Consider the following 22,672-nt stretch of genomic DNA (forward strand, 5'->3'; position numbering starts at 1 on the left):
TGTCGCGGATGGTCTGAAACCCTTCGCGGCAAGGATGTCGATATGATCCCGAAGCTCATCCACTTCATCTGGGTCGGCAATGAAGCCAAACGCCCGGATAATTGCATGGAGAGCTGGCGCACGCTCAATCCGGGCTGGGAATTCCGGGTGTGGGGCAATGCCGAGCTGAACGGGATCGACTGGGTCAACGCCAAGCACATGACCGCGATGTACGATCGCGAATTGAATGGCGTTGCGGATATGATGCGATGGGAAATCCTGCACGCGCATGGCGGCATCGTAGTCGACGCGGACAGCATCGCGCTGCGCCCGCTCGACGATCATCTGCTCGATTGCGAAGCCTTCGCCTGCTGGGAGAATGAGATCGTTCGCCCCGGTCTGATCGCCGCAGGCTATTTCGGGTCGGTCGCGGGCAATCCCTTCGTCAAGCAGATCATCGACGATATCGCCGCCGAACCTTCGGTGACGCACGATACCGCGTGGAAGACGGTCGGCCCGCTGCGCCTGACCGAAAGCTATCGCACCTACGGCTATTCGAAGCTGCGCATCTACCCGAGCCACTATTTCATCCCGAAGCACTTCAGCGGCGTCGCCTATGACGGCAATGATCCGGTCTATGCGCACCAGCTCTGGGGTTCGACCCGCGCCTCCTATGACGAAATCCGTCAGGTCGATGTCGACGCGGTGCAGGGCGACTTCGGCGTGGTCGAAGCCGTCGCGCCGGTCGCCGCTGCACCTGTTGCGGCCCCTGCCCCGGCTCCCGTAGCCACCGCGCCGCAGGTGACGGGTTCGCGGCTGGAGACGATCCACGATCCCTATTTCGTCCAGAAGGTCGAGATCAGCACCGAGATCGCCACGGTCAACCGCCTCGAACTGTTCCTGAACATCTGCCGCGGCAAGCGTGTACTGCATGTCGGGTGCGCCGACTGGCCGATCACCGATCCGGCGACCTCGCTCCACCTCGCGCTCGAAGCCGTATGCGCGCAGCTCGACGGCGTCGATCCGCATGTCGAGGCGCTCGCCCAGCTCGAACCCTATGTCAGCGGTCGCCTGTTCGGCAGCCTCGACGACGTGACTGACAGCTATGACGTCGTGCTCGTCCCCGAGGTGCTGGAGCACGTGCCCAACGTCGACGATTTCCTGAAGTCGCTCGAGCGGGTCGATGCGTCGACCTTCTTCATCTCGGTGCCCGATGCGTTCCAGTGCCGCGGCGGCCATTTCGACTATATCGACGGCGCGCAGACCTTCGTCGAGGTCGTCCATCCGGACCACAACGTCTGGTACACGCCCTACACCTTCGCCAACACGATCCGGAAATATAGCGATCTCCAGATCGAGCAGATGTGGTTCTTCAATCGCATCTCGATCCTCGCGCTGCTGAGCAAGCCCGCGCTGGCGATGGCCGCCTGATCCCTTCGGAGAGACCGATCCCATGAAGATGTCCGTCGATCAGGCGCTCCGCAAGGCGCGCAGCCTTTCGGCCGAGGAAGCCCAGGCGCTCTATGCCGAGATGCTCGCGCGCTTCCCCGCCAACAAGCGGCTGCGCGATGCCGCGCAAGAGGCCGCACGCCCGAAGATCGTGAGCGCGCCCGCCGACGAACTCGAAAAGGTGGTCTCGCTCTATCAACAGGGTCGCCTGACGATCGCGCTCGACGCGGCGGCCGATCTGCTGACACGCTTCCCGAACTGCGAGATCCTGAACAACATCGCCGGCGCCATTTCCGCCGGCCTCGGCCGTTTCGAGCAGGCGATCCGCCATTATGATCGCGCGATCGATCTGGCGCCCGATTATTTCGAGGCGCTCAACAATCGCGGCAATGCGCTGAACGATCATCAGCGCACCGACGAAGCGATCGCCAGCTTCGATCAGGCGATCAAGCTCAACCCCAATTATGCCGAAGCGCATATGAACCGCGGCATCGCGCTGCGCCGTGCGAAGCGTTTCGAAGACGCGCTGGCGGCGGGCACCCGCTCGATCAAGCTCAACCCGGCCTGTGCCGAAGCCTATAACAATCGCGGCAACGCGCTGATCGCGATCGGCCGCCTCGACGCGGCTCTGGTCGACTTCGACGAAGCGATCGCACTGCGTCCCAATTTCGCGCAGGCGCTCGTCAACCGCGGCAATGCGCTGATGCTGATGACGCGGCTTGAAGAGGCCCTCGAAAGCTTCGATGCGGCGATCGCGATCGATCCGATCCACGTCCACGCGCACAACAACCGCGGCGGCGTGCTGCGCCGTCTCAAGCGGCTCGACGAGGCGCTCGAAAGCCACAAGCGCGCCGCCAAATATTCGTCGGGTTCGGCGCTTGCCGCCGCCGAGGCACGCAACCTGCAGGCGCATATGTGCGTGTGGAGCAATGACGCCTTCGACGCTGGCATGACCCAGATCGGCAGCGGCGAGGAAGCCTTCCCCGCCTTCTACATGCTGGCGTTCGAGGACAGCCCGCAGCGCCAGCTGCTCTGCTCGCGCAACTGGACCGCCAAGGAATATGGCGCCGGTCGCACGGTCGCCTTCCCGAAGCACCCGGCGAGCACCAGGATCCGGCTCGGCTACTTCTCGGCTGATTTCCATAACCATGCAACGATGATGCTGATCGCGCGGCTGTTCGAACTGCACGATCGCGATCGGTTCGAAATCCACGCCTTCTCCTACGGCCCCGATCAGCAGGACGAGATGCGCCAGCGCCTTGTTGCCAATGTCGATGCCTTCCACCAGGTCAACGGCGCCGAAGACGCGGCGATCGCGAAACTCGCCCGCGACAAGGGCATCGACATCGCGATCGACCTGAAGGGCCATACGCACGGTTCGCGCCTCGGCATCTTCGCCCATCGCGCGGCGCCGGTGCAGGTGACGTATCTCGGCTATCCGGGGACGCTCGGCACCGACTTCATCGATTATCTGATCGCCGACGAAGTGATCGTCCCGACGGAATATCGGCGCTTCTATTCCGAAGAGATCGCCTATCTGCCGAACAGCTATCAGCCGAACGATGATCGCCGCGAGATTTCGGACCGGGTCTTTACCCGCGCCGAACTGGGCCTGCCTGAGAACGGCTTCGTGTTCGCCTGCTTCAACAACAACTACAAGATCACCGCCGCCGAGTACGACATCTGGGCGCGCCTGCTACGCCAGGTTGAAGGCAGCGTCTTGTGGCTGCTCAAGGACAATGAGTGGGCGGCGGACAATCTGCGCCGTGAGATCGTCGCGCGCGGCATTTCGGCCGACCGGCTGGTCTTCGCCGATCGCATGCACCCGGCCGATCATCTCGCGCGCCACGTGCACGCCGATCTGTTTCTCGACACCTTCATGGTCAATGCGCACACGACCGCCAGCGACGCGCTCTGGGCGGGCCTGCCGGTCCTCACCAAGCTGGGCCGCAGCTTCGTCGCGCGCGTGGCGGGCAGCCTGCTTCACGCGGTCGGCCTGCCCGAACTGGTGACGGAATCGCCCGCCGATTATGAGCGGCGTGCGCTGGAGATTGCGACCGATCCGGACATGCTGGCTGCTCTCAAGCAGAAGCTCGCCGCCAACCGGGCGACCGCGCCCTTGTTCGATGCGCCGCGCTACACGCGTGATATCGAGGCGCTTTACGAACGGATCGCCGTCCGCTGAAACAAGCAGGGCCGCCCCCTCGGGCGGCCCTGAACCTTCTTACTCGCCGACCTTGAACAGCTTCTTGGCGCGGCCGCAAATGATCTCATACTTCGCGTCTTCGGGAATGCCCGCAAAGTCGCGCTCGATCACCGCCGCCGAGTTAGGATAGGTCGTTTCCGAGTGCGGATAGTCCGACGACCACATGATGTTGCCGGCACCCGGCAGATCGCGCATCAGGATGCCCGCCCGGTCGTTGATGAACGATCCATAGACGTTCTGGTCCATGTAGAAGCTCGGCCGCTCCTCCAGCTTGCTCTCGGTCCAGTAACGCTGCTTTTCCCAGGTCCGGTCCATATATTCGGCCATGTGCGCGAACCAACCCACACCACTCTCGATCACCGAATAACGCAGCTTCGGGTGACGCATGAAGACGCCGCCGAAGATCATGATCGCGACCGGCTCGGCCATCGCATATTTCGACATCACCATGTCGGGCAGCATGTGCTGCTTGTCGCCGAAGCGCGGGATGCGGCCGCCCAGATGGATGGTCAGCGTCATGTCGAGATCGACCGCCGCCGCCCAGAAATCCTCGAACTCCGGATCGGCCAGCGTGCGCCCGCCGAACGGATCGCCGGTCAGCGCCGCCGCCTGCGCGCCCATCGACGCGATCGCGCCGGTATCGCCCGAGGTCTTGTTGGCTTCCTTCGACTGCGGGAAGGCCGGGATGTTGACCGCGTTGAAGCCAAGCGCCTTGGCTTCCTTCATCATCTTGATCGATTCCTGCGTGTCGCGCAGCGGGATATACCCCACGCCAATCAGGCGACGGCGATCATAAGAGCAGAAGTCCGACAGCCAGCGATTATAGGCCGCGAAGCTTTCGATATAGAGATCGACATTCTTCGAACCCAGCGGACCACCCCCGAACAGGACGGAGGCATCCATGCCATCGCTGTCCATGTCCGCGATACGCTGCGCAGGCAGCCAGCCACCCGCCATCATCGACGAACGGCGGCCCTCGGCCTTGTACGCCTTCGAACCCGCGCTGCCGCTGCTGCCCAGCAGGTTCATCTTCCGGCGGCTGCCTTCGAACACGATATAATCCGCGTCTTCGGCATGCTCGATCTTGGGCGCGGCGTCCTTGAACTTGGCGGGAAGGTAGTCGACCCAGAATTCGTGCGGCGGGTTCACATGCGCGTCGGCGTCGACGATTTTATAGTCGAGGGGCTGGCTCTGGTCCGGCGCGGGCGCGGCCTGCGGCGTCCGGCTAAGCTCGGTTACATCGTTCATGGCATCCTCAACTTTCGTCCAAATAGCGAATTACGTGTCTCATATATTGACGCAATCGACTGTTTGAATCAAGGGAGGAGGATCCCCAAGGAGCCTGAGAAATGAGCATCAGCCCGGAGGCTTTCGTCGAGCTCCGCCAGAAGATCCTGCACCTCAAGGACGAGGTGCTGGACCTCACCGTCGAGGTGCTAGACGTGAACGAAGATGCGGCCCGTTCGATGCAACGCGCCCGCGCCGCCCTGTTCGAAGCGTGGACCCTCCTCGTCGGCCCGCCCGAGGACGACGAGGACGACCATTAAGCCGGGCACTAACTCAGACGAGCAGCGGCCCGCTCTCGAGCCCCAGCAGGAGCCGCTTGGCGTCCAGCCCGCCCGCAAAGCCGGTCAGGCTTCCGTTGGTCCCGACCACGCGGTGGCACGGCGCCACGATCGAGATCGGGTTGCGTCCGTTGGCGGCACCTACCGCGCGGCAGGCGCTGGGCCGGCCGATCGCTCGCGCGATATCGGCATAGCTGCGCGTCTCGCCAAACGGGATCGTCAGCAACGCCGCCCACACCGCCTTTTGGAAATCGGTGCCCCGGAAATCGAGCGGCAGATCGAACGCCGTCCGCTCGCCCGCAAAATACTCGCCCAGTTGCCGCGCCGCCGCGATCAGGATCGGATGCTCCGGATCATCCACGACTTCGCCAAGCCGCACGCGCCCCGGATCGTCATTCTCCCACAGGATCGCGACAAGCCCCTCCCCGCTCGCCACCAGCGTGAGTTCGCCGACGGGCGACGGGACGGTCTTGCTGCTTAGGGTCATCGGGTTTCTCCTCGGAACCCAGGCTAGTCACGCCCGGCGTGGCGCGCATCCCGAAACTTGCTATCGAAGCGCAAAGCAGACGGGAGACGGCGATGACGATAGGCACCGAGATCGAGCGGCTTTTTGCGCTCGAAGGCCGGGTCGCGCTGGTGACGGGAAGCGCGCAGGGGCTCGGCCTCGTCATGGCGCGGTCGCTCGCGCGGTGCGGGGCGAAGGTCTATCTCAACGGACGCGATGGTGACCGACTGGCGGCTGTGCGGGACGTGCTGGCCGGCGAAGGTCTGGCGATCGGGATCGCGCCTTTCGATGTGCTGGACGCCGACGCCAGCCTGGAGGCGATCGACGATATCGTCGCGACCGAGGGCAAGATCGACATCCTGATCAACAATGCCGGGCCACGATTGCGGCGCGCGATTGACGACATCGATGCCGATGGCTTCGCGATGATGATGGAGGCGCATGTCGCCGCGCCCTTCCGCCTGGCCCGTGCAGCAGCGGAGGCGATGAAGCCCGGCGGATGGGGCCGGATCGTGATGCTGAGTTCGGCCGCCGCTGTCCGGGGTGCCGCCGGCGACGCCGCTTATACCGCAGCCAAAGGCGGGGTAAGCGCGATGACCCGCGCGCTTGCGGCCGAATATGGCGCCTTCGGTATCACCTGCAACGCGCTGATTCCCGGCCGTTTCATGACCGAGAGCAACGCCGGCAGCACGCGCGGCGCGGGCGGTGTATTGGGACGCAGCGGCGATCCCGATGAGATCGCCGCCGCCGCCATTTTCCTGTGCAGCCCCGGCGCTTCGTTCGTCACCGCATCGGCCCTGACGGTCGATGGCGGTGTGTCGAACTGCTATTAGGGCTTGGGTTCGTAGCGCTTCGCCACGTCGAAGCGCAGCTTATCCAGCGCCGCCGGATCGCTCGGCAGGGCAACGCTCCCCGCGGGCATGGCATTGGCCTTGAGCAGATAGGCGACGATCTTCGCATTATCCTCAGGGCTCAGCGAACCCGGCGCGTAAAGCGGCATGGCGTGGCTGATATAGTCGACGACATGGCTCATCGGCTTGCCCGCCCAGTTGGCAACCCATTTGCCGTTGAGCGGCGGCGTCTCCATCGATCCGCCGAGCGCCACGCCGTGACAGGCGGCGCAGCTGCCCTGATACAGCTCCGCGCCCTCGGCGGCCTGCGCCTCGGTATAGATGCCCTGCGCGCTGGTCTTGACCGGATCGGCGGCGGAGAGCGACGCGGCGATGCCACCGGCGAGTGCGGCGGCAATGATGAAACGAGCGATCGTCATCGTCATGCCCTCCACATCGGATCGGCAAAGAGCGGGGCGACCTTGCGCACCCCATCCTCGATATCCGCGCGATCGGGGATCTCGGTACTGTCGTTCACGCCGTACAGCTCGCCCGCATTGGGCGGGAAGTTCATGATCATCACCCCGTCGCTCTTCGACAGGACCGAGACGTCATTATAGCGGAAGCCGTAATGCGCCTCGGGCTGCGGGATCAGCCAACCGGTCTGGCCGCGCACCGGGATGATCGTATTGTCACGCACCAGTTCGCGCGCGGCATAGCCGGTGCAATTGATCACGACCTTCTCGCGCAGCGCCTTGAAATCGGCCGGCGAGTGGAAATCGCGCATCTCATAATGGCCACCCGCCTCGTAAAACTCCTGCATCAGCAGATGCCCATAGCTGCCGAAGTTGAAATGCATCTGCGATGCGGTGCGCGCGAACTTGGTCGGGAAGGGATTTTCGCCTTCCTCGAGGTTGCGGGCCTGGGGAATGATATCCTTGATGCGATCGGCATAATGGCCGAACTCGCTATCCTGCTGCGGCAGGCCCTTGGTCGCATAGCTGTCGGCAACGGCGGGATCGGCCGGATGTTCGCGGCGAACGATCGGTTCGTTGGACAGGTTATACTGGTCGCTGAAGTCGACCGGCTTGCCCGGCAGGCCTAGATAGGAACGGAACGCCTTCCACGAGATGCGCGCCATCTGTTCCCAGACATCGCCGAAGCCCGGCCCCGCCGGATCGGTGAGCGCGATGCGCGAATCCGGGGTCCAGCTGCCATTGGCGCGGACCGAACGGGTGCGGTTGAACAATTCGCGGGCGTAGATCGTGACCTTCAGGCCCGCACGCTGCGCGACGACCGCGGTGGTCAGGCCGATGATACCGCAACCGATGACCGCAATCTCACGCGGCAGGACCGACAGCGCCTTCGTAACCGCAATCTCGGCCGAACCCCAGCTGAGCGACCAGCCACTGCCGCCATGCCCGTAATTGTGGATGACCAGCGTATCGCCCAGCGGCACGGCATCGAGGCACGGTCCCTTCGGGCGGAACGGACGGATGCAGCATTTGACGTCGACGATTTCCTCGACGTTCATCCGCATCGGCGCGATCCACGGCTTACCCGATGCACGGCGCCCGAACACCGTCAGTCTGGCCGCCGGCACGGTCGCGCAGGCCGACAATCCGGCCAGCCCGCCCAGCGCCGCCGACGCCTTCAACATATCCCTTCGACCGAACCCCGCCCCGCTCATTCGATTCCTCCGCTGCAATGCACAATTGCTAGAAAGCGGGATCGCGGTTGGCAACGATGTTTCTTGATACGCAACGATTTTTGCCGCGCCGTGACCTAAATGCCAATGTCTCCGGTGCGGATGACGCGACAATATTCGCCATCCAGATTGGCCAGCGACATGGCATGAACATCGTCCGCGCTGCGCGGAATTCCGGACCAGTCGACCCTGGCGAAGGTAAAGCACGCATCCGCGACCAGTAGCACATCGAAGCCGAGATTGCCCGCGTGGCGCACGCTCGCTTCGACCGAATTGTTGGTGATGACGCCCGCGATGACGAGGCGATGATGGCCGGCTTCGCGCAGGCGCATTTCGAGGTCGGTACCGATGAAAGCGCTGTTGACCTGCTTGGCGAAGACCGGTTCGCCGGGCATCGGCCCCTGCCCTTCGCGGAAATCGTGCCCCGGCTGACCGGGGCGGTAATGCGATCCAGCTTCGGACGAATCATGGCGGACGTGCCAGACCGGCCAGCCCTTGCCCCGCCAATGCACCAGCAATGTCGCGACGTTCGCCTCGGCATCGGGATTGTTGCGCACGCCCCAATCGGGATGATCGATCGCGCGCTGCAGATCGATCAGGAGGAGAACCGCGCCTTCCGCTTCCGCGATCATCCGCGTGCCCGACAAAATGCGTCGCCCCTTAGCGATTTGATAAGGCCCGGCGGGCATGAAGCCTGTCCATGTACGAAGTTAGCTTCCGCCACGATATCAACCTGTTGGATATCGCCTGGCACGGATTGTTCGATGCCGACGGCGTCGCCGCCTACACTCGCGACGTGAAAAGCCGCTTCCTCTTCGAAGGATTTCGCCCCGGCTATCTGCTGCGCATGGATATGCGCGAAAGCGCGGTTCAGACGCGCGAGGCGCTGATCGCGTTTCGGCAAGAAATGGCCGACTTCCCCAAGGCCCGAAAGATCGCGGTGATTACCAACAGCGCGATCGCCAAGCTGCAGATCCAGCGCGAAATGCCGCAACCCTATCTGCGCATCTTCACCACGCCGTTCGAAGCGATGGCGTGGCTGGAAGCCCCCGAAGCGGCTCACTGACGCGCATAAATAATCAGGCATCGTTGACCGATCTTTTGTCCGCAATCGCCGCCGGTTCGCTCGCTGCCGGATCGCGGGCCAGCGCCTCGACCGCGGCGACCTCCTCGATCTCCTTGCCGCCCGTCTCGATATTGAGTTCGCGAAACTTGCGGCCCGTCACCAGCACACGGCCTTCGAACGACGAGACGAACTTGTTGTAATTGTCGACCGCGCTGTTGAGCCCGCCGCCGACGCGCTTGAGGTGCGTCGCGGCGACCGAGAGGCGCTCGAACATCTCCTTGCCCAACTGGCCGATCGCCCGCGCTTCCTCAGCCAGCTTTTCCTGGCGCCAGAAGCTGGCCACGGTGCGCGCAAGCGCGACGAGGTTGATCGGGGTCGCGATCAGGACGCGGCGCTCATGCGCCCAGTCCCAAAGCTGCGGATCCTGCTCCATCGCCGCCGACAGGAAATGTTCGCCGGGGATGTACATCACGACATAGTCGGCCGCCTCGCCGAAGCGATCCCAATAGCTTTTCTGGCCAAGCTGCGAGGCGTGGGTACGCAGCGCCGCCGCGTGCGCCTTGAGGAAGGTCGAACGCGCCGCCTCATCCACCTCCTCGCTCGCATCCATATAGGCATTGAACGAGCATTTGGCGTCGATGATCAGGCGGCGCCCGCCCGGCAGGCGCACGACCACGTCAGGGCGCAGCCGGCCGTCATCGGTGTCGACCGAAACCTCGGTCGCGAAATCGGCATAAGGCGAGAGGCCCGCCTGTTCGAGCACGTTGCGCAGCGACTGTTCGCCCCAGCGGCCGCGTGCCTTCGGGCTGGCGCGCAACGCGTTGACAAGGCGGGCGGCCTCGTCACGCACCTGCCCCTGCCCGACGCGCACCTGATCGACCGCCTCGCGCAGCCCCGCATAGCTGTCGACGCGCTCCTTCTCGACGCGCTGCAAGCCTTCCTCATAACGCTTGAGCGTCGTTTCCACCGGATTGAGCAGCGCCTTCAACTGCGCCTCGCTCTTTTCCCCCTGCTGGTGGAAGCGCTCGTCGGCGCGCTGGAGGAATTGGCGCTGCGCCTGATCGAGCAACTTGGCGCCAACTTCGGAAAATTGCGCCGAAAGCTGCTCCTTCGCCTCACGGAGCTGCGCCAATTGCGCTTCGAAAGCCTGGGTCCGCGCGTCGCGTTCGGCGAGCAGAGCGGCGCGATCGGCATCGAGGCGGCGCAGCTCGTCGCGCGCCTCGCCAAGCTCGCGCCGTAACGATTCGGCCTGCTTTGCGGTCTCGGATGTGGCCGCAAGGTCGACGACGGCTCGGTTGAACTGATCGCGCATATTGTCGCGTTCGCGCGCCACCGCGGCGAGGCCCCGGCCCTTCACGGCCCAACCTATTGCCGCACCGATCACCAGCATCGCTACGAAAAGCGCCAAAATCTCGACCGTCATCATCCATCCGCCACCAAGGAACGAACAGGGAACCTACCCGCTCGTTACGGGCAATGGCAAGTCGCTGACGCCCCTTTCTTTTCGAACGCAAAAGTCTATTAACGCAGCGGGGCTTAGGGCGCGTGGGGAAACGGCGCGTCCTTCGGGGGAATAGTGTAGATGGCGACAGTTGCCGGTCAATCGAGCAGCAGTGCCCGTGCGGGTCGCGCTTCGGCGGGTCTTGTCGCGCGCGGCCGCAAGGCGATCAAGCAGATCGGCCTGTCCCGCCTGATCGCAACCGCATTGTTCCTGATCATCGGCCTGCTGCTCGCGCGGTGGAGTTGGCATGTGCCGCTGGCGCAGGATGCCGAACGCGCGCTCTATGATGTGCGCCAGGTGCTCGCCGCTCCGCAGGCCGAAACCGACCAGCGCATCACGATGGTCACCTTCAACGAGGAGACCCTGCGGCTCACCGGCCGTCGCTCCCCGCTCGATCGATCGATGCTCGCAAGAGCGCTGACCCAGCTGGACCAGATGGGCGCGAAGGCAATCGGCATCGATATTCTGATCGATCAGCCGACACCCGAAGACCAGATCCTGATCGATGCCTTCAAGGGCATGAAGACGCCGACCTATCTGGGGCTGGCGACCAACAAGTCGAACCCGAACTTCATGACGCTGGATCAGGAAAACTTCCTGCGCGACTTCATGAAGCAGACCGCGCCCGGCAACGTCCATTTCACCAGCATCCGGCTGCAGGCCGACAATGACGGCGTGATGCGCAGCTGGCCCAATCAGCCGCGCGATCTGCCGCCGCTGATGGCGAACTCGCTGACGCAGGGCTATCCGCAGTTCCGCGATTATGACGGCTCGATCCGCTATCGCCTGCCGCTCGACAAGGAACGGCCCGTTTTCGACAAATTGCCGGTCGAGCTGATCGCGATGCCCGAGGTTCTGGAGGCGATGAAGCCGCAGATCGAGGGCCGCTACGTCCTGATCGGCGGCAACATTCCCGATGTCGACCAGTTCACGACGCCGATGTCGCGGATGAAAAGTCCGACCACCGGCCTTGTCGGCGAAACCACGATCGGGCTGGAAATCCACGCCCATCTGCTCGCGCAGATGCTCGACAATATCATGCCGCCGCGTATCCCGATGTGGGGCCTGTGGCTGATCGCGATCGCGATCATCGCGATGGGCGCGCTGACGTCGACCGCCAACATGCGCTGGTGGTGGCTGGCGCTGGCGCTGCTCGTGCAGGCGGCGATCGTCTTCGCGGCGCCCTTCGCGCTCCAGTTCAAGGGCATGGATACGCAGGGCCTGCCGGTGTTCGGCTGGATCCTCGGCTGGATCTTCGCTTATTCGGCGGTCGGCACCGCCGCGCGCGGGATCGGTTCGGAACAGCGCAACTTCGCGCAAGGCGCGCTCGGCAAATATCTGCCGCGCGACATCGCCGCCGACATCCTCAAGAACCCCGAACGCCTGTCGCTGGGCGGCGAGAAGCGCGAAATCTATGCTTTGTTCAGCGATCTGGAGGGCTTCACGAAGCTCAGCCACCAGATCGAGCCGGAAATGGTCGCCTTCCTGCTCAATCGCTATCTCGACGTGCTGTCGGAAACCGTACTCGCGCATGGTGGCACGATCGACAAGTTCGTGGGCGACGCGATCGTCGCCTTCTGGGGCGCGCCGATCAGCCGGCCCGACGATGCCGACCGCGCCGTCCAGTGCGCTATCGCGATGTACGAGGCGGGCGAACAGTTCCGCCGTGACGCGCCCGAAGGCTGCCCGCCGATCGGCGTCACCCGCGTCGGCGTCCATATGGGCGAAGCGATCGTCGGCAATTTCGGCGGCGAAGGTCGCATCCAATATACCGCGCTCGGCGACAGCATGAACACGGCGTCGCGGCTCGAAGGCGCGAACAAATATCTCAAGACGAAAACACTCGTCAGTGATACTGTCGAAGAGACGTCGACTCTGGGCTTCTTCCGACCGATGGGCCGCATTGCGGTATCCGGCCGCTCGACACCGATGCCGGTGTTTGAGCCGGTGCCGCATATGGGCGCCGAACATGTGACGAAGCTCACTGAATTACTGCGTCGATTCGACGATGAAGATGTCAATGCCCTGGCCGAGCTGGAAGCGATGGTCGCGGCGGACAAGGATGACAAGGCGCTCGCCAATCTGGTCGAGCGACTTCGCGAGGTGGGACCAGGAGGCTATAGTGCATTGGACAAGTAAGCGTCGGCCGCAGGCGTTTGTTGCGGCAGTTCTTGCGTTCGCCTTGTCGGGCACGGCCATCGCCGCCCCGCTCGTCGTTCGCGCAGCCGGCCCTTCGGCCAAGACTTTCCCGGTGGGTAAGCCCGTCGCGGGTGACAAGATCGTCCTGAAGGCGGGCGACACCGTCGTCCTGCTCGACGGCAAGAGCACGCGCACCCTTTCCGGCCCCGGTACCTTCAACGCGGTCGAGACCAAGACGGCGGCCGCCGGCAGCACGCTGGGCGCGCTGATGGCGGGCGGCGGCGAAAAGCGGGCCCGCATCGGTGCGGTCCGCTCGGTCAAGGGCGACGACGGCACGAAAAATCCGAGCGTGTGGTACGTCGACATGAACCGCAGCTCGAACATGTGCGTCATGGATCCGGCCAGCGTCACGATCTGGCGCAAGGATGCGACCGCAGAGGCGCTCGTCACCGTCACCGGCGCCGATGGCAAGTCGAGCCCGATCAAGTTCGCGGCAGGTCAGGCCAAGGCTGCCTGGCCGGTCGCCGTGCCCGTCACCGATGGCGGCGCCTACAAGCTCAGCTGGGATGGCGCCAAGGCTCCGACCAACCTCAAGTTCTCGGTCATCACGCCCGCGGGCGTGGACAAGGACACGATGGTCTCCACCTTCAAGAAGGCGGGCTGCGACGCCCAGCTCAACCAGGTGATGCAGACCGCCGAGGCGAAGCCGACGCCCAAGGGCTGACGCTTCTCCACGACATTCGCATAGCAGCAGCCTGGCCGGCGGGGAGCGATCTCCGCCGGCCTTTCTGTTTGCGGCCTTCATTCGAGTGCGAACGCGACAATAGAGCGGCAAATACGCATTCCGGCCGCGCGAACGCCGTTTCGGATTTGCGAACCGCCCGTCCATCCGGCAAAAATCGGCCCAGATCCACCGTCGATCGCGACGGATAAAAACTGGGAAGATGCTCTGATGAAGTACAATCGCATTTCGGCCGATTGCCATATGGACCTGTGCAATCTGCCGCCCGACCTGTTCGTCTCGGAAGCATCGGAAGCCTTCAAGGCGCGCGTGCCGCACGTCGTCGATGCCGAGGATGGTCGGCGCTGGTTCGATGGTGACGGGATCGGCTACGGCCTGGTCAACGGCTGTTCGGGCGGCGGCGCGCCCTATGTTCCCGGCGCGCATCACCGCATCGATCGCATGGCCGAAACCGGCCTGTACGAGGATGGCAAGAAGGGCATTCGCCGCGTGAGCGACCCCTATCTGCGCCTCAAGGAAATGGAGATGGATGGCGTCGATGCCGAAGTGATCTTCGGCCCGCTGTCGCTGATGCTCCAGATGCGCGATCCCGCGCTGATCCGCGAGAGCCTCTACATCTACAACACCTGGCTGGCGCAGGATTTCTGCAAGCCCTTCCCCGATCGGCAGCTGGGCTTGGGCTGTGTGCCGCTGAACGACATCGATTATGCGGTGAAGGAAATCCACCGCGTCGCCGAACTCGGCCTCGCGGGCATCGAACTGCCGCACAGCCCGGACATGGTGCCTTTATGGCATCCGCAGTGGGAACCCATCTGGCAGGCGATCTCAGATGTCGATCTGCCGATGCACTTCCACACCTTCCCATCGGTGCCGACGGGTATCCCGGCCTTCGATCCCGAACATCGCCCCGCGCGCCTGTTCACGATGGTGTCGACCTTCCAGGTCAATCTGTTCCCGATCGTCGCCGGCATCATCTCCAGTGGCGCGCTGGAGCGTTATCCGAACCTGCGCGTTGCCTTCGGCGAGTCCGGCATCGGCTGGCTCCCCTATGCGATGGACCGTATGGACTTCGAATGGGACGACCAGTTCAAGTTCGGCGCGATGGGCAAGCGGCTCAAGATGAAGCCCAGCGAATATCTGCTCCGCCAGTGCCGCTTCTCGTTCCAGTATGAAAAGATCGGCGCGAAGCTGGTCGACCTGATCGGTGTCGAGACGTTGATGTGGGGTTCGGACTTCCCGCATGGCGACGGCGTGTGGCCCGACAGCAGCGCCATCATCGAGGATCAGTTCGCGCACCTGCCCGCTGAAACGACCCGCAAGATCGTCTGCGACAATGCGGTCGAGTTCTACCGGCTCGAAAACGCCTGACCTGAAAAAGCCGGCGGAGGCGATCCTCCGCCGGCCTTCTCCGTCTATTCGCCCAGGCGGAAGCGTACGCCCGCATTGAGCACGAAGCCGTCGGTCGGCCCCCACACATCCACAGTCCATCGACCATCGGGCGCGCGGGTCCGCCGCAGCAGCGAGTCATATTTGGTCTGGCGCACGTCGAGGATGTTCTCGGCATTGACGAACAGCCGCGCCTTGCCGACCACGATCTCGCCCAGCAGGCCGATCTCGAAATAGGGCTTCGAAGTCCGGCGATAGGGGTTGTCCTCCAGCGGCTGCCGCCCGGTGTGATAGACCTCGACGCCCACCCTGCCCTTGTCATGCTCCTCCCACATGCCGACCAGCCCGAAGGTCTGGCGCGGGGTGAGCGGCACGATCCGCCGTCCGATTCCGCCCGGCTGTGGTTCGCTCGCGTGGATATGGACGTAGCTGCCGGTCACGGTGAAGGCGTTCCACCGATAACGCAGCAGCGCCTCGCCACCGCGAATCCGCGTCACGCCCGGCGTGTTGACGAGGCGGACCCGATCCACCGCGATCACATCGAGCCGGGTGGCATTATCGGTGTTCGATCCGAAGACCGTCACGTTCGCCTCGATCGGCCCTTTCTTATAACCGACATCGAACGATGCCGTCTGCGCGACCTCCGCCTTCAGCTTGCCCAGCGGTTCGAGCCGCGACAGCCCCGCCGCCTCGATCTCTTCTACGAAAGGCGTTGGCGCGTAGAAGCCCCGCCCGCCCGATGCGCGCACCGTCCACGGCCCGGTGCGATAAAGCAGCGACAGGCGCGGGCTGAACTGCGTGCCATATCGATTGTGGAAATCGGTCCGCGCGCTCGCGCTCAGGGTGAGTTCGCTCAGCAAATCCTGCTCGATCTGCGCGAACAGGCCCGGCACGCGATAGGTGTAATCGAACGCGCCGAACGTCTTCGATCGAAAGCGATCCTCCTGCCAGGCGACACCGCCGACCCAGTTGGTGCCCCCCATCTTCCCCGACAAAGATGCTTCGCCGAACAAGGTGCCGTGCCGATCATTTTCGACGACATCGCCGAAGCGATGCCGGTGTTTCTGCGTCATGCCGGCCCCGCGAATATGGAGCGCGGTGTCGCCCTCCCCCAACGGCAATTGCCCGACAAGGCCGCCATCGAAACGCTGTGTATCCTGCGTCTGCGCAAAGCTGGTCCCATCGGGTACGGTGCGACCGGGCAAGGTACCGCCGATCCGCGTCTCGTCCATCACGCCTGCGGTGACGAACAGCGAACCGCCGTCATCGCCGGTCCAGAACAGGCGCGGGCGCGCGGTCCAGCGGCGGAAGCGCGCCATGTCGATCCAGCCATCATCGTCCAGATCCTGCGCATTTTGCCGGTGATAGCCGCCCGTGAGGGACGCGCCCCAGTTCGGGCCAATCGGGGTCGCGGCATAGGCCGTCAGATCCTGCCCGTTCCGCGTCGTGGCGTTGAGCAGGACTTCGCCCTCCGTCGCGTCGCCCGGACGGCGCGAGACGAGGTTGATGACGCCGCCCAGCGCCGATGCGCCGTAGAGCGCGGAGGCAGCGCCCTTGATCACCTCGACCTGACCCAGATCGGTCGGCGGAATCTGGAGCAGGCCCAGCGACGATGCCTGCCCGCCATAGAGCGGCAGGCCATCGGCCAGCAATTGCGTGAACCGGCCATCCATCCCCTGCACGCGGATATTCGCCGCGCCAAGCGCAGGCGACGTCACCTGCACGCGCAATCCGCCGGTTTCGGACAGGATCATCGCGATATTGCCGGGCTTCATGAGGATCTTTTCCTCAATCTCCTCGCGATCGATCACCTCGACGCGAACCGGCTCGTCCTGAACGCGCCGTCCCGATCGGGTGGCCTGAACGACGATGTCTTCGGATTCTTCGGCCTCCACCTCCTGCGCAAAGGCGGGAAGGTGGACGCACAGCATCGCGCTCGCGACGAGCGCGCGCCTCGTAAAAATGGGCATGAAATTGTTCCTGAACTCGATGTCACGATCGCGCCGGCAAAGCGGCGCGGGCGGATCGGTTCAGGCGGATGGCGGCTCCAGCAGCGGCATCGTGCCGCGTGGAATCAGCGCGCGGATCGAGCGGGCGACCGGCTTGGCCGCAACCAGACGAACGGCGTCGCCACCATTAAGGCGCTGATCGATCGCGAGCGGACAATGGTGATGGCCGCCATGCACGGCGCCCCGCCCCTTGTCCGCATCGTCGCTGTCGCCGGCCATGTGGTCGTCGAGCAGGAAGGCCAGCTCGCCCGTCGGCTCGGCAGCCTGCGCCTCGCCGCACCAATGCGAACCGCACCAGATCATGGTGATCGCGATCAGAAGGTTGAGCAGATGGCGCACGCCGCTTCCTTATCGCGGTGCCGCGTCCAGCGAAAGGGTGGTGCAAGCCGCTCCGCTCCTCTAGAGCCTCGCCGGTTCAACAAAGAGACCGATGATGACCCAGCCCACCGGCGCCCCCCTGATGCTGTTCGACAGCCTCACCCGTTCGACGCGCACATTCGCGCCGATCGATCCGGATATGGCACGGGTCTATAGCTGCGGGCCGACGGTCTATGACTTCGCCCATCTGGGCAATCTGCGCGCTTATGTGTTCACCGATACGCTGCGCCGGGTGCTCAACTGGAAGGGCTGGCCGGTCAATCACGTCATCAACATCACCGATGTCGGGCATCTGACGTCGGATGCCGATGCGGGCGACGACAAGATGGAGGCCGCCGCCGCGCGGCAGAACCGGACGATCTGGGATATCGCGGCATTCTACACCGATGCCTTCAAGGCCGATCTGGCGGCGCTCAACATCCGCACGCCGACAATCTGGAGCGTGGCGACCGATCATATCCAGGACATGATCGCCTTCGCGCGTGAGATCGAGGCGCATGGCGCGTCCTACGAACTCGACAGCGGCCTCTATTTCGACACGTCGAAGGTGCCCGATTATGGCCGTCTGGCGGGTGCGCGCGGCGATGAAGTCGTCGGCCGCATCGCCGAGGTGGAGGGCAAGCGCAATCCGGCCGACTTCGCATTGTGGCGGCGCTCGGCGGACGGCGAGCAGCGCCAGATGGAATGGCTCTCGCCCTGGGGTCCGGGCGCGCCGGGCTGGCACCTCGAATGCTCGGTGATGAGCATGAAATATCTGGGCGCGCAGTTCGATATCCACACCGGCGGGATCGACCATCGCGAGATCCACCATTGCAACGAGATTGCGCAGAATCAGGCGTTCACCGGCTCCGAAAAGTCGGGCGCAAACTTCTGGATGCACAACAATTTCCTGGTCGATCGCGGCGGGAAGATGTCGAAATCGAAGGGCGGCTTCGCAACCTTGGCGAGCGTGATCGCAAAGGGCGTCCATCCCCTCGCCTATCGCCTGCTCTGCCTCTCGGCGCACTATCGCAGCGAGCTGGAATTCTCGCCCGAGGCCCTGGCGGCGGCGCTGACCCGGCTTGGCCGGCTCGTGCTGGCGGTCGAGCAGGTTCGCGCACAAGTCGGCGATCCCGATTGGCTGCCGCTGGTCGCCGAGAGCGAGAAATCGAAGGGCGCGGCCTTCGCCTATCAGCGCAGCGTGATCGAGGCGGGCCTGTCCGCCCCCGCCGCCAAGCTGATCGACCAGTTTGACGAGGCGCTGTCGGCCGACCTGATGGTCCCGCAGGCGCTGCCCCTGATCGAACAGGCGGCCACCGCCAAGGCGATCCCGGCCGAGGAACGGCTCCGCCTCGTCGCGACGATGGACCTCGCACTCGGCCTTAACCTGCTCGCCACGCGCCGCATCGACCTGCGCCAGCGGCCCGACGATGCCACCGCGTCCGAAGACGAAATCGAGGCCGCGATCGCCGAACGTCAGGCAGCACGCGCCGCGAAGGACTTTGCCGAATCCGACCGGATTCGCGACGAACTCGCGGCCAAGGGCGTGCAGGTAATGGATGGCGCCGGCGATATGCGCTGGGATTGGATGCTCAGCCTGTAATCGTCATCCCGGCGGAGGCCGGGATCTCAGGCGGCTCCTGCCTCGACCTCATCTCCCTATCTCCTGAGATCCCGGCCTCCGCCGGGATGACGGCAAGTAGAGGCCGCCTCTGCGACATGAAGTTTCCATGTCGTCACTATGACAGCAACAAAGCCTCTATTCGGCCCGCCTGAAATGACTTAGCAATCCTCCCCATTCAGTTCGCCGCGGGGCAGCGGCGCTGTCAGGGGGAGGCAAGTTCATGGCCACGAAGGCATCCGATCTGTTCATCCAGTGCCTTGAGGAAGAGGGCTGCGAATATATCTTCGGCGTTCCGGGCGAAGAAAATCTCGACATGCTCGACAGCCTTTCGCGCTCGAAGAAGATCAAGCTGATCCTCACCCGCCACGAACAGGGCGCCGGCTTCATGGCCGCGACTTATGGCCGTCATACCGGCCGCACCGGCGTCTGCATGGCGACGCTCGGGCCGGGCGCGACCAACTTCGTCACCGCGGCGGCCTATGCGCAGCTCGGCGGCATGCCGATCCTGATGGTCACGGGTCAGAAGCCGATCAAGAAGTCGAAGCAGGGCCGCTTCCAGATCCTCGACGTCGTCGACATGATGCGTCCGATCACCAAGTTCACGCACCAGCTTGCCTCGGCCGACAATATCCCGAGCCGCGTCCGCGAAGCCTATCGCCTCGCCGAAGAGGAAAAGCCCGGCGCGACGCATATCGAGTTTCCGGAAGACGTCGCCGACGAGCATACCGATTCGACCCCGCTCAAGCCCTCGCTGATCCGCCGTCCGCTCGCGGAATCGAAGGGCGTGCGCGCCGCGGTGAAGATGATCGAGCAGGCCAAGTCGCCGATCCTCGTCATCGGCGCGGGCGCGAACCGCAAGCTGACCGGTCGCATGCTGCTCCAGTTCGTCGAAAAGACGGGCATCCCCTTCGTCACCACCCAGCTGGGCAAGGGCGTGATCGACGAGACGCACCCGAAGTTCCTCGGCTGCGCGGCGCTTTCGGCCGGCGACTTCGTCCACCGTTCGATCGAGCATGCCGATCTGATCGTGAACATCGGCCATGACGTGATCGAAAAGCCGCCTTTCTTCATGAAGAACGGTGGCTGCCCGGTGATCCACGTCAGCACCCGATCGGCCGAGGTCGATCCGGTCTATTTCCCGAATGTCGAGGTGATCGGCGATATCGCCAACGCCGTCTGGCAGATGAAGGAGGACATCGTTCCTTCGGGCAAGTGGGACTTCGACTTCTGCTTCAAGGCGCGCGCCGCCGAAGTCGAACATACGAAGTCGCTCGAAGGCGACGCCCGCTTCCCGATCTTCCCGCCCCATCTGGTCCGCCAGATCCGCAAGGCGATGCCGTCGGACGGGATCATCTGCCTCGACAACGGCGTCTATAAGATCTGGTTCGCCCGCAATTATGAGGCGCGCCAACAGAATACCGTCCTGCTCGACAACGCGCTCGCCACGATGGGCGCGGGCCTGCCGTCGGCGATGGCCTCCGCGATGGTCTATCCCGATCGCAAGGTCATGGCGATCTGCGGCGACGGCGGCTTCATGATGAACAGCCAGGAAATGGAGACCGCGGTTCGCCTCGGCCTCAACATCACCGTGCTGATCCTGAACGACAACAGCTACGGCATGATCCGCTGGAAGCAGGCGAATATGGGCTTCGAGGATTGGGGCCTGACCTATGGCAACCCCGATTTCGTGAAATATGCCGAAGCTTACGGCGCCAAGGGCCACCGCGTCGAAAGCGCCGAGCATCTGCCGAAGCTTCTGAAGGAATGCCTCGATACGCCGGGCGTCCACCTGATCGATTGCCCGGTCGATTATAGCGAGAACGACCAGATCCTGAACAAGGACATCAAAACGCTGAGCAAGGCGGTCGAGGGTTAAAACTCCTGCTTCCCCTCCCTATTAGGGAGGGGATTGAGGGGTGGGTGCGAGCGACGAAGTCGCGAGCATCGCCGCTCGTCGCACAAAGCTACGCCGGAGGCTTCGAGCCTCCGGCTTCGCCACCCACCCCCTTCCCCTCCCTTGCAGGGAGGGGTGCAAAGGTTGGACGCAATGAAGCTCAAGGACACCTACCCGCTCTACCTCGCGAACGAGGCGCAGCAGCCGAACACCGATCTGGCGGTGACCGACAAGTTCACCGGCGAGGTCGCGACCCGCGTCGCGCTGGCGGACGCCAAGACGATCGCGGCAGGCATCGCAGCGGCGCATGCGGCCGAGGAGCCGATGCGCAAGATGGCGTCCTATGAGCGGCAGGCCGTGCTCCAGCATTGCGTCGATCGCTTCACCGAGCGCAAGGACGAACTGGCCTACGCGCTGTGCATCGAGGCCGGCAAACCGATCAACGACTCGCGCGGCGAAGTCGGCCGCCTGATCGACACCTTCCGCATCGCCGCCGAGGAATCGGTGCGGATGCTGGGTGAGGTGCAGCCGCTCGACATCTCGCCGCGCGCCAAGGGCTATCAGGGCATCTGGAAGCGCGTGCCGATCGGCGCCTGCTCGTTCATCTCGCCGTTCAACTTCCCGCTCAATCTCGCCGCGCACAAGGTCGCGCCCGCCATCGCGGTCGGCTGCCCCTTCGTGATGAAGCCGGCGAGCCGCACCCCGCTGGGCGCGATCATCATGGGCGAAGTGCTGGCAGAGACGAACCTGCCCAAGGGCGCTTTCTCGATCCTGCCCGCCGCGCGCGACGGCGCGGACCTCTTCACAACCGACGATCGCCTCAAGCTCCTCTCCTTCACCGGATCGCCCGACGTGGGCTGGGATCTGAAGGCGCGCGCGGGCAAGAAGAAGGTCGTGCTCGAACTGGGCGGCAATGCAGCCGTCATCATCGATGCCGACGCCGATCTGGACGATGCGGTCGATCGCACCGTCTTCGGCGCCTTCTACCAATCGGGCCAGTCGTGCATCGGCGTGCAGCGCATCCTCGTCCACGACGCGGTCTATGACGCGTTTAAGGCGAAGCTGGTTGCGAAGACCAAGACGCTGATCGCCGGCAATCCGCACGACGAGAAAACCTTCGTCGGCCCGATGATCGACGTGAAGGAGGCGACTCGCCTCGACACCTGGATTCAGGAAGCCACCGCCAAGGGCGCGACCCTGCTGTGCGGTGGCAAGCGCGAGGGCGCGATGCTCGAGGCGACTCTGCTCGAAAGCGTCGATCCTGCGACCAAGATCAATCGCGAGGAAGCTTTCGGCCCCGTCGCCTTCCTGATTCGCTTCCGCGAGTGGAAAGAAGCGCTCGATATCGTGAACGACTCGAAGTTCGGGCTTCAGGCGGGCGTGTTCACACGCGACATCTTCAAAGTGCTCGATGCGTGGGACGAACTCGACGTCGGTGGTGTCGTGGTGAACGATGTTCCCAGCTACCGTGTCGACAACATGCCATATGGCGGCGTCAAGGATTCCGGGCTTGGACGCGAAGGCGTACGCTTCGCGATGGAGGACATGACCGAAATCCGCAACCTCGTGATACGACGCAAGCAAGTATAAGACGTTGATCAATTGCGTTTCCGGCAATAAGAACGTCAGGAAATAGCGTAACGATAACCAGGGGTGGTCAATCGTTACGCGCCGGCACGGGGCTTTACAGGGAGCGCCGAATTGGGGGGCAG

Annotated in this window: 19 protein-coding genes; 11 read left to right on the forward strand and 8 right to left on the reverse strand. The window is 64.0% G+C overall.

Annotation, left to right across the window (positions count from 1 at the left end; genetic code table 11):
* Positions 1–42 precede the first annotated feature (42 nt).
* Positions 43–1,410 (forward strand): glycosyltransferase, encoded by a 1,368-nt coding sequence (locus tag EOD43_RS11115; protein WP_127743774.1) that lies wholly within the window; start codon positions 43–45, stop codon positions 1,408–1,410.
* Between the two features lie 22 nt (positions 1,411–1,432).
* Positions 1,433–3,613: a tetratricopeptide repeat protein gene (locus tag EOD43_RS11120; protein WP_127743776.1), complete on the forward strand. Its 2,181-nt coding sequence runs from the start codon at positions 1,433–1,435 to the stop codon at positions 3,611–3,613.
* Positions 3,614–3,652: 39 nt separating this feature from the next.
* On the opposite strand, the gene EOD43_RS11125 is transcribed toward EOD43_RS11120, so the two are convergent.
* A complete protein-coding gene (locus tag EOD43_RS11125; RefSeq protein ID WP_127743778.1) occupies positions 3,653–4,882 on the reverse strand; it encodes an amidohydrolase family protein in 1,230 nt (409 codons plus the stop codon).
* 101 nt (positions 4,883–4,983) lie between these two features.
* Between EOD43_RS11125 and EOD43_RS11130 the strand changes: the two genes are divergently transcribed.
* The gene (locus EOD43_RS11130) at positions 4,984–5,181 is read left to right on the forward strand and encodes a hypothetical protein (protein WP_127743780.1); all 198 of its coding nucleotides are present in this window, start codon (positions 4,984–4,986) and stop codon (positions 5,179–5,181) included.
* A 13-nt stretch (positions 5,182–5,194) separates the two neighbouring features.
* Here EOD43_RS11130 and EOD43_RS11135 read toward each other — a convergent pair whose 3' ends face one another.
* Positions 5,195–5,686 carry a methylated-DNA--[protein]-cysteine S-methyltransferase gene (locus EOD43_RS11135; RefSeq protein WP_127743782.1) on the reverse strand — a complete coding sequence of 164 codons (492 nt, stop codon included), beginning with the start codon at positions 5,684–5,686 and terminating at the stop codon, positions 5,195–5,197.
* Positions 5,687–5,778: 92 nt separating this feature from the next.
* Here EOD43_RS11135 and EOD43_RS11140 point away from each other — a divergent pair, with 92 nt between their 5' ends.
* A complete protein-coding gene (locus tag EOD43_RS11140) occupies positions 5,779–6,537 on the forward strand; it encodes an SDR family NAD(P)-dependent oxidoreductase (RefSeq protein ID WP_127743784.1) in 759 nt (252 codons plus the stop codon).
* Here the strand turns inward: EOD43_RS11140 and EOD43_RS11145 are convergent.
* The 3 genes from EOD43_RS11145 to EOD43_RS11155 form a co-directional block, all read right to left on the reverse strand.
* Entirely contained in the window at positions 6,534–6,974 is a 441-nt protein-coding gene (locus EOD43_RS11145; RefSeq protein ID WP_164857196.1) for a c-type cytochrome, read from the reverse strand. The genes EOD43_RS11140 and EOD43_RS11145 overlap by 4 nt on opposite strands.
* A 2-nt stretch (positions 6,975–6,976) precedes the next feature.
* Positions 6,977–8,194 (reverse strand): FAD-dependent oxidoreductase, encoded by a 1,218-nt coding sequence (locus EOD43_RS11150; RefSeq protein WP_206363517.1) that lies wholly within the window; start codon positions 8,192–8,194, stop codon positions 6,977–6,979.
* A gap of 125 nt (positions 8,195–8,319) precedes the next feature.
* Positions 8,320–8,874 carry a cysteine hydrolase family protein gene (locus EOD43_RS11155; protein WP_127743789.1) on the reverse strand — a complete coding sequence of 185 codons (555 nt, stop codon included), beginning with the start codon at positions 8,872–8,874 and terminating at the stop codon, positions 8,320–8,322.
* A gap of 68 nt (positions 8,875–8,942) precedes the next feature.
* Between EOD43_RS11155 and EOD43_RS11160 the strand changes: the two genes are divergently transcribed.
* Positions 8,943–9,308 carry an STAS/SEC14 domain-containing protein gene (locus EOD43_RS11160; protein ID WP_127743791.1) on the forward strand — a complete coding sequence of 122 codons (366 nt, stop codon included), beginning with the start codon at positions 8,943–8,945 and terminating at the stop codon, positions 9,306–9,308.
* Between the two features lie 13 nt (positions 9,309–9,321).
* Here EOD43_RS11160 and EOD43_RS11165 read toward each other — a convergent pair whose 3' ends face one another.
* A complete protein-coding gene (locus EOD43_RS11165) occupies positions 9,322–10,731 on the reverse strand; it encodes a DNA recombination protein RmuC (protein WP_420822439.1) in 1,410 nt (469 codons plus the stop codon).
* Between the two features lie 159 nt (positions 10,732–10,890).
* Here EOD43_RS11165 and EOD43_RS11170 point away from each other — a divergent pair, with 159 nt between their 5' ends.
* The 3 genes from EOD43_RS11170 to EOD43_RS11180 all read left to right on the forward strand — a co-directional run bounded on the left by EOD43_RS11170 (position 10,891) and on the right by EOD43_RS11180 (position 15,058).
* A complete protein-coding gene (locus EOD43_RS11170; RefSeq protein WP_127743795.1) occupies positions 10,891–12,948 on the forward strand; it encodes an adenylate/guanylate cyclase domain-containing protein in 2,058 nt (685 codons plus the stop codon).
* A 43-nt stretch (positions 12,949–12,991) separates the two neighbouring features.
* A complete protein-coding gene (locus EOD43_RS11175; RefSeq protein ID WP_240653155.1) occupies positions 12,992–13,672 on the forward strand; it encodes a hypothetical protein in 681 nt (226 codons plus the stop codon).
* A gap of 228 nt (positions 13,673–13,900) precedes the next feature.
* Positions 13,901–15,058: an amidohydrolase family protein gene (locus EOD43_RS11180; RefSeq protein ID WP_127743799.1), complete on the forward strand. Its 1,158-nt coding sequence runs from the start codon at positions 13,901–13,903 to the stop codon at positions 15,056–15,058.
* A 44-nt stretch (positions 15,059–15,102) separates the two neighbouring features.
* Here the strand turns inward: EOD43_RS11180 and EOD43_RS11185 are convergent, their stop codons facing one another.
* A complete protein-coding gene (locus tag EOD43_RS11185; protein ID WP_127743801.1) occupies positions 15,103–17,046 on the reverse strand; it encodes a TonB-dependent receptor plug domain-containing protein in 1,944 nt (647 codons plus the stop codon).
* A gap of 60 nt (positions 17,047–17,106) precedes the next feature.
* Positions 17,107–17,424, reverse strand: coding sequence for a hypothetical protein (locus tag EOD43_RS11190; protein WP_127743803.1), 318 nt, complete (start codon positions 17,422–17,424; stop codon positions 17,107–17,109).
* Positions 17,425–17,518: 94 nt separating this feature from the next.
* Between EOD43_RS11190 and cysS the strand changes: the two genes are divergently transcribed.
* From cysS to EOD43_RS11205, 3 genes are all read left to right on the forward strand, one after another.
* Positions 17,519–19,045 carry a cysteine--tRNA ligase gene (gene cysS / locus EOD43_RS11195; RefSeq protein ID WP_127743805.1) on the forward strand — a complete coding sequence of 509 codons (1,527 nt, stop codon included), beginning with the start codon at positions 17,519–17,521 and terminating at the stop codon, positions 19,043–19,045.
* A 241-nt stretch (positions 19,046–19,286) separates the two neighbouring features.
* Entirely contained in the window at positions 19,287–20,942 is a 1,656-nt protein-coding gene (locus tag EOD43_RS11200; RefSeq protein ID WP_127743807.1) for an acetolactate synthase large subunit, read from the forward strand.
* Between the two features lie 171 nt (positions 20,943–21,113).
* The gene (locus EOD43_RS11205; protein ID WP_206363518.1) at positions 21,114–22,550 is read left to right on the forward strand and encodes an aldehyde dehydrogenase family protein; all 1,437 of its coding nucleotides are present in this window, start codon (positions 21,114–21,116) and stop codon (positions 22,548–22,550) included.
* The last annotated feature ends 122 nt before the right edge of the window (positions 22,551–22,672 follow it).

Origin of the sequence: Sphingomonas crocodyli (assembly GCF_004005865.1) — a bacterium.
In the GTDB taxonomy this organism is placed as follows: domain Bacteria; phylum Pseudomonadota; class Alphaproteobacteria; order Sphingomonadales; family Sphingomonadaceae; genus Rhizorhabdus; species Rhizorhabdus crocodyli.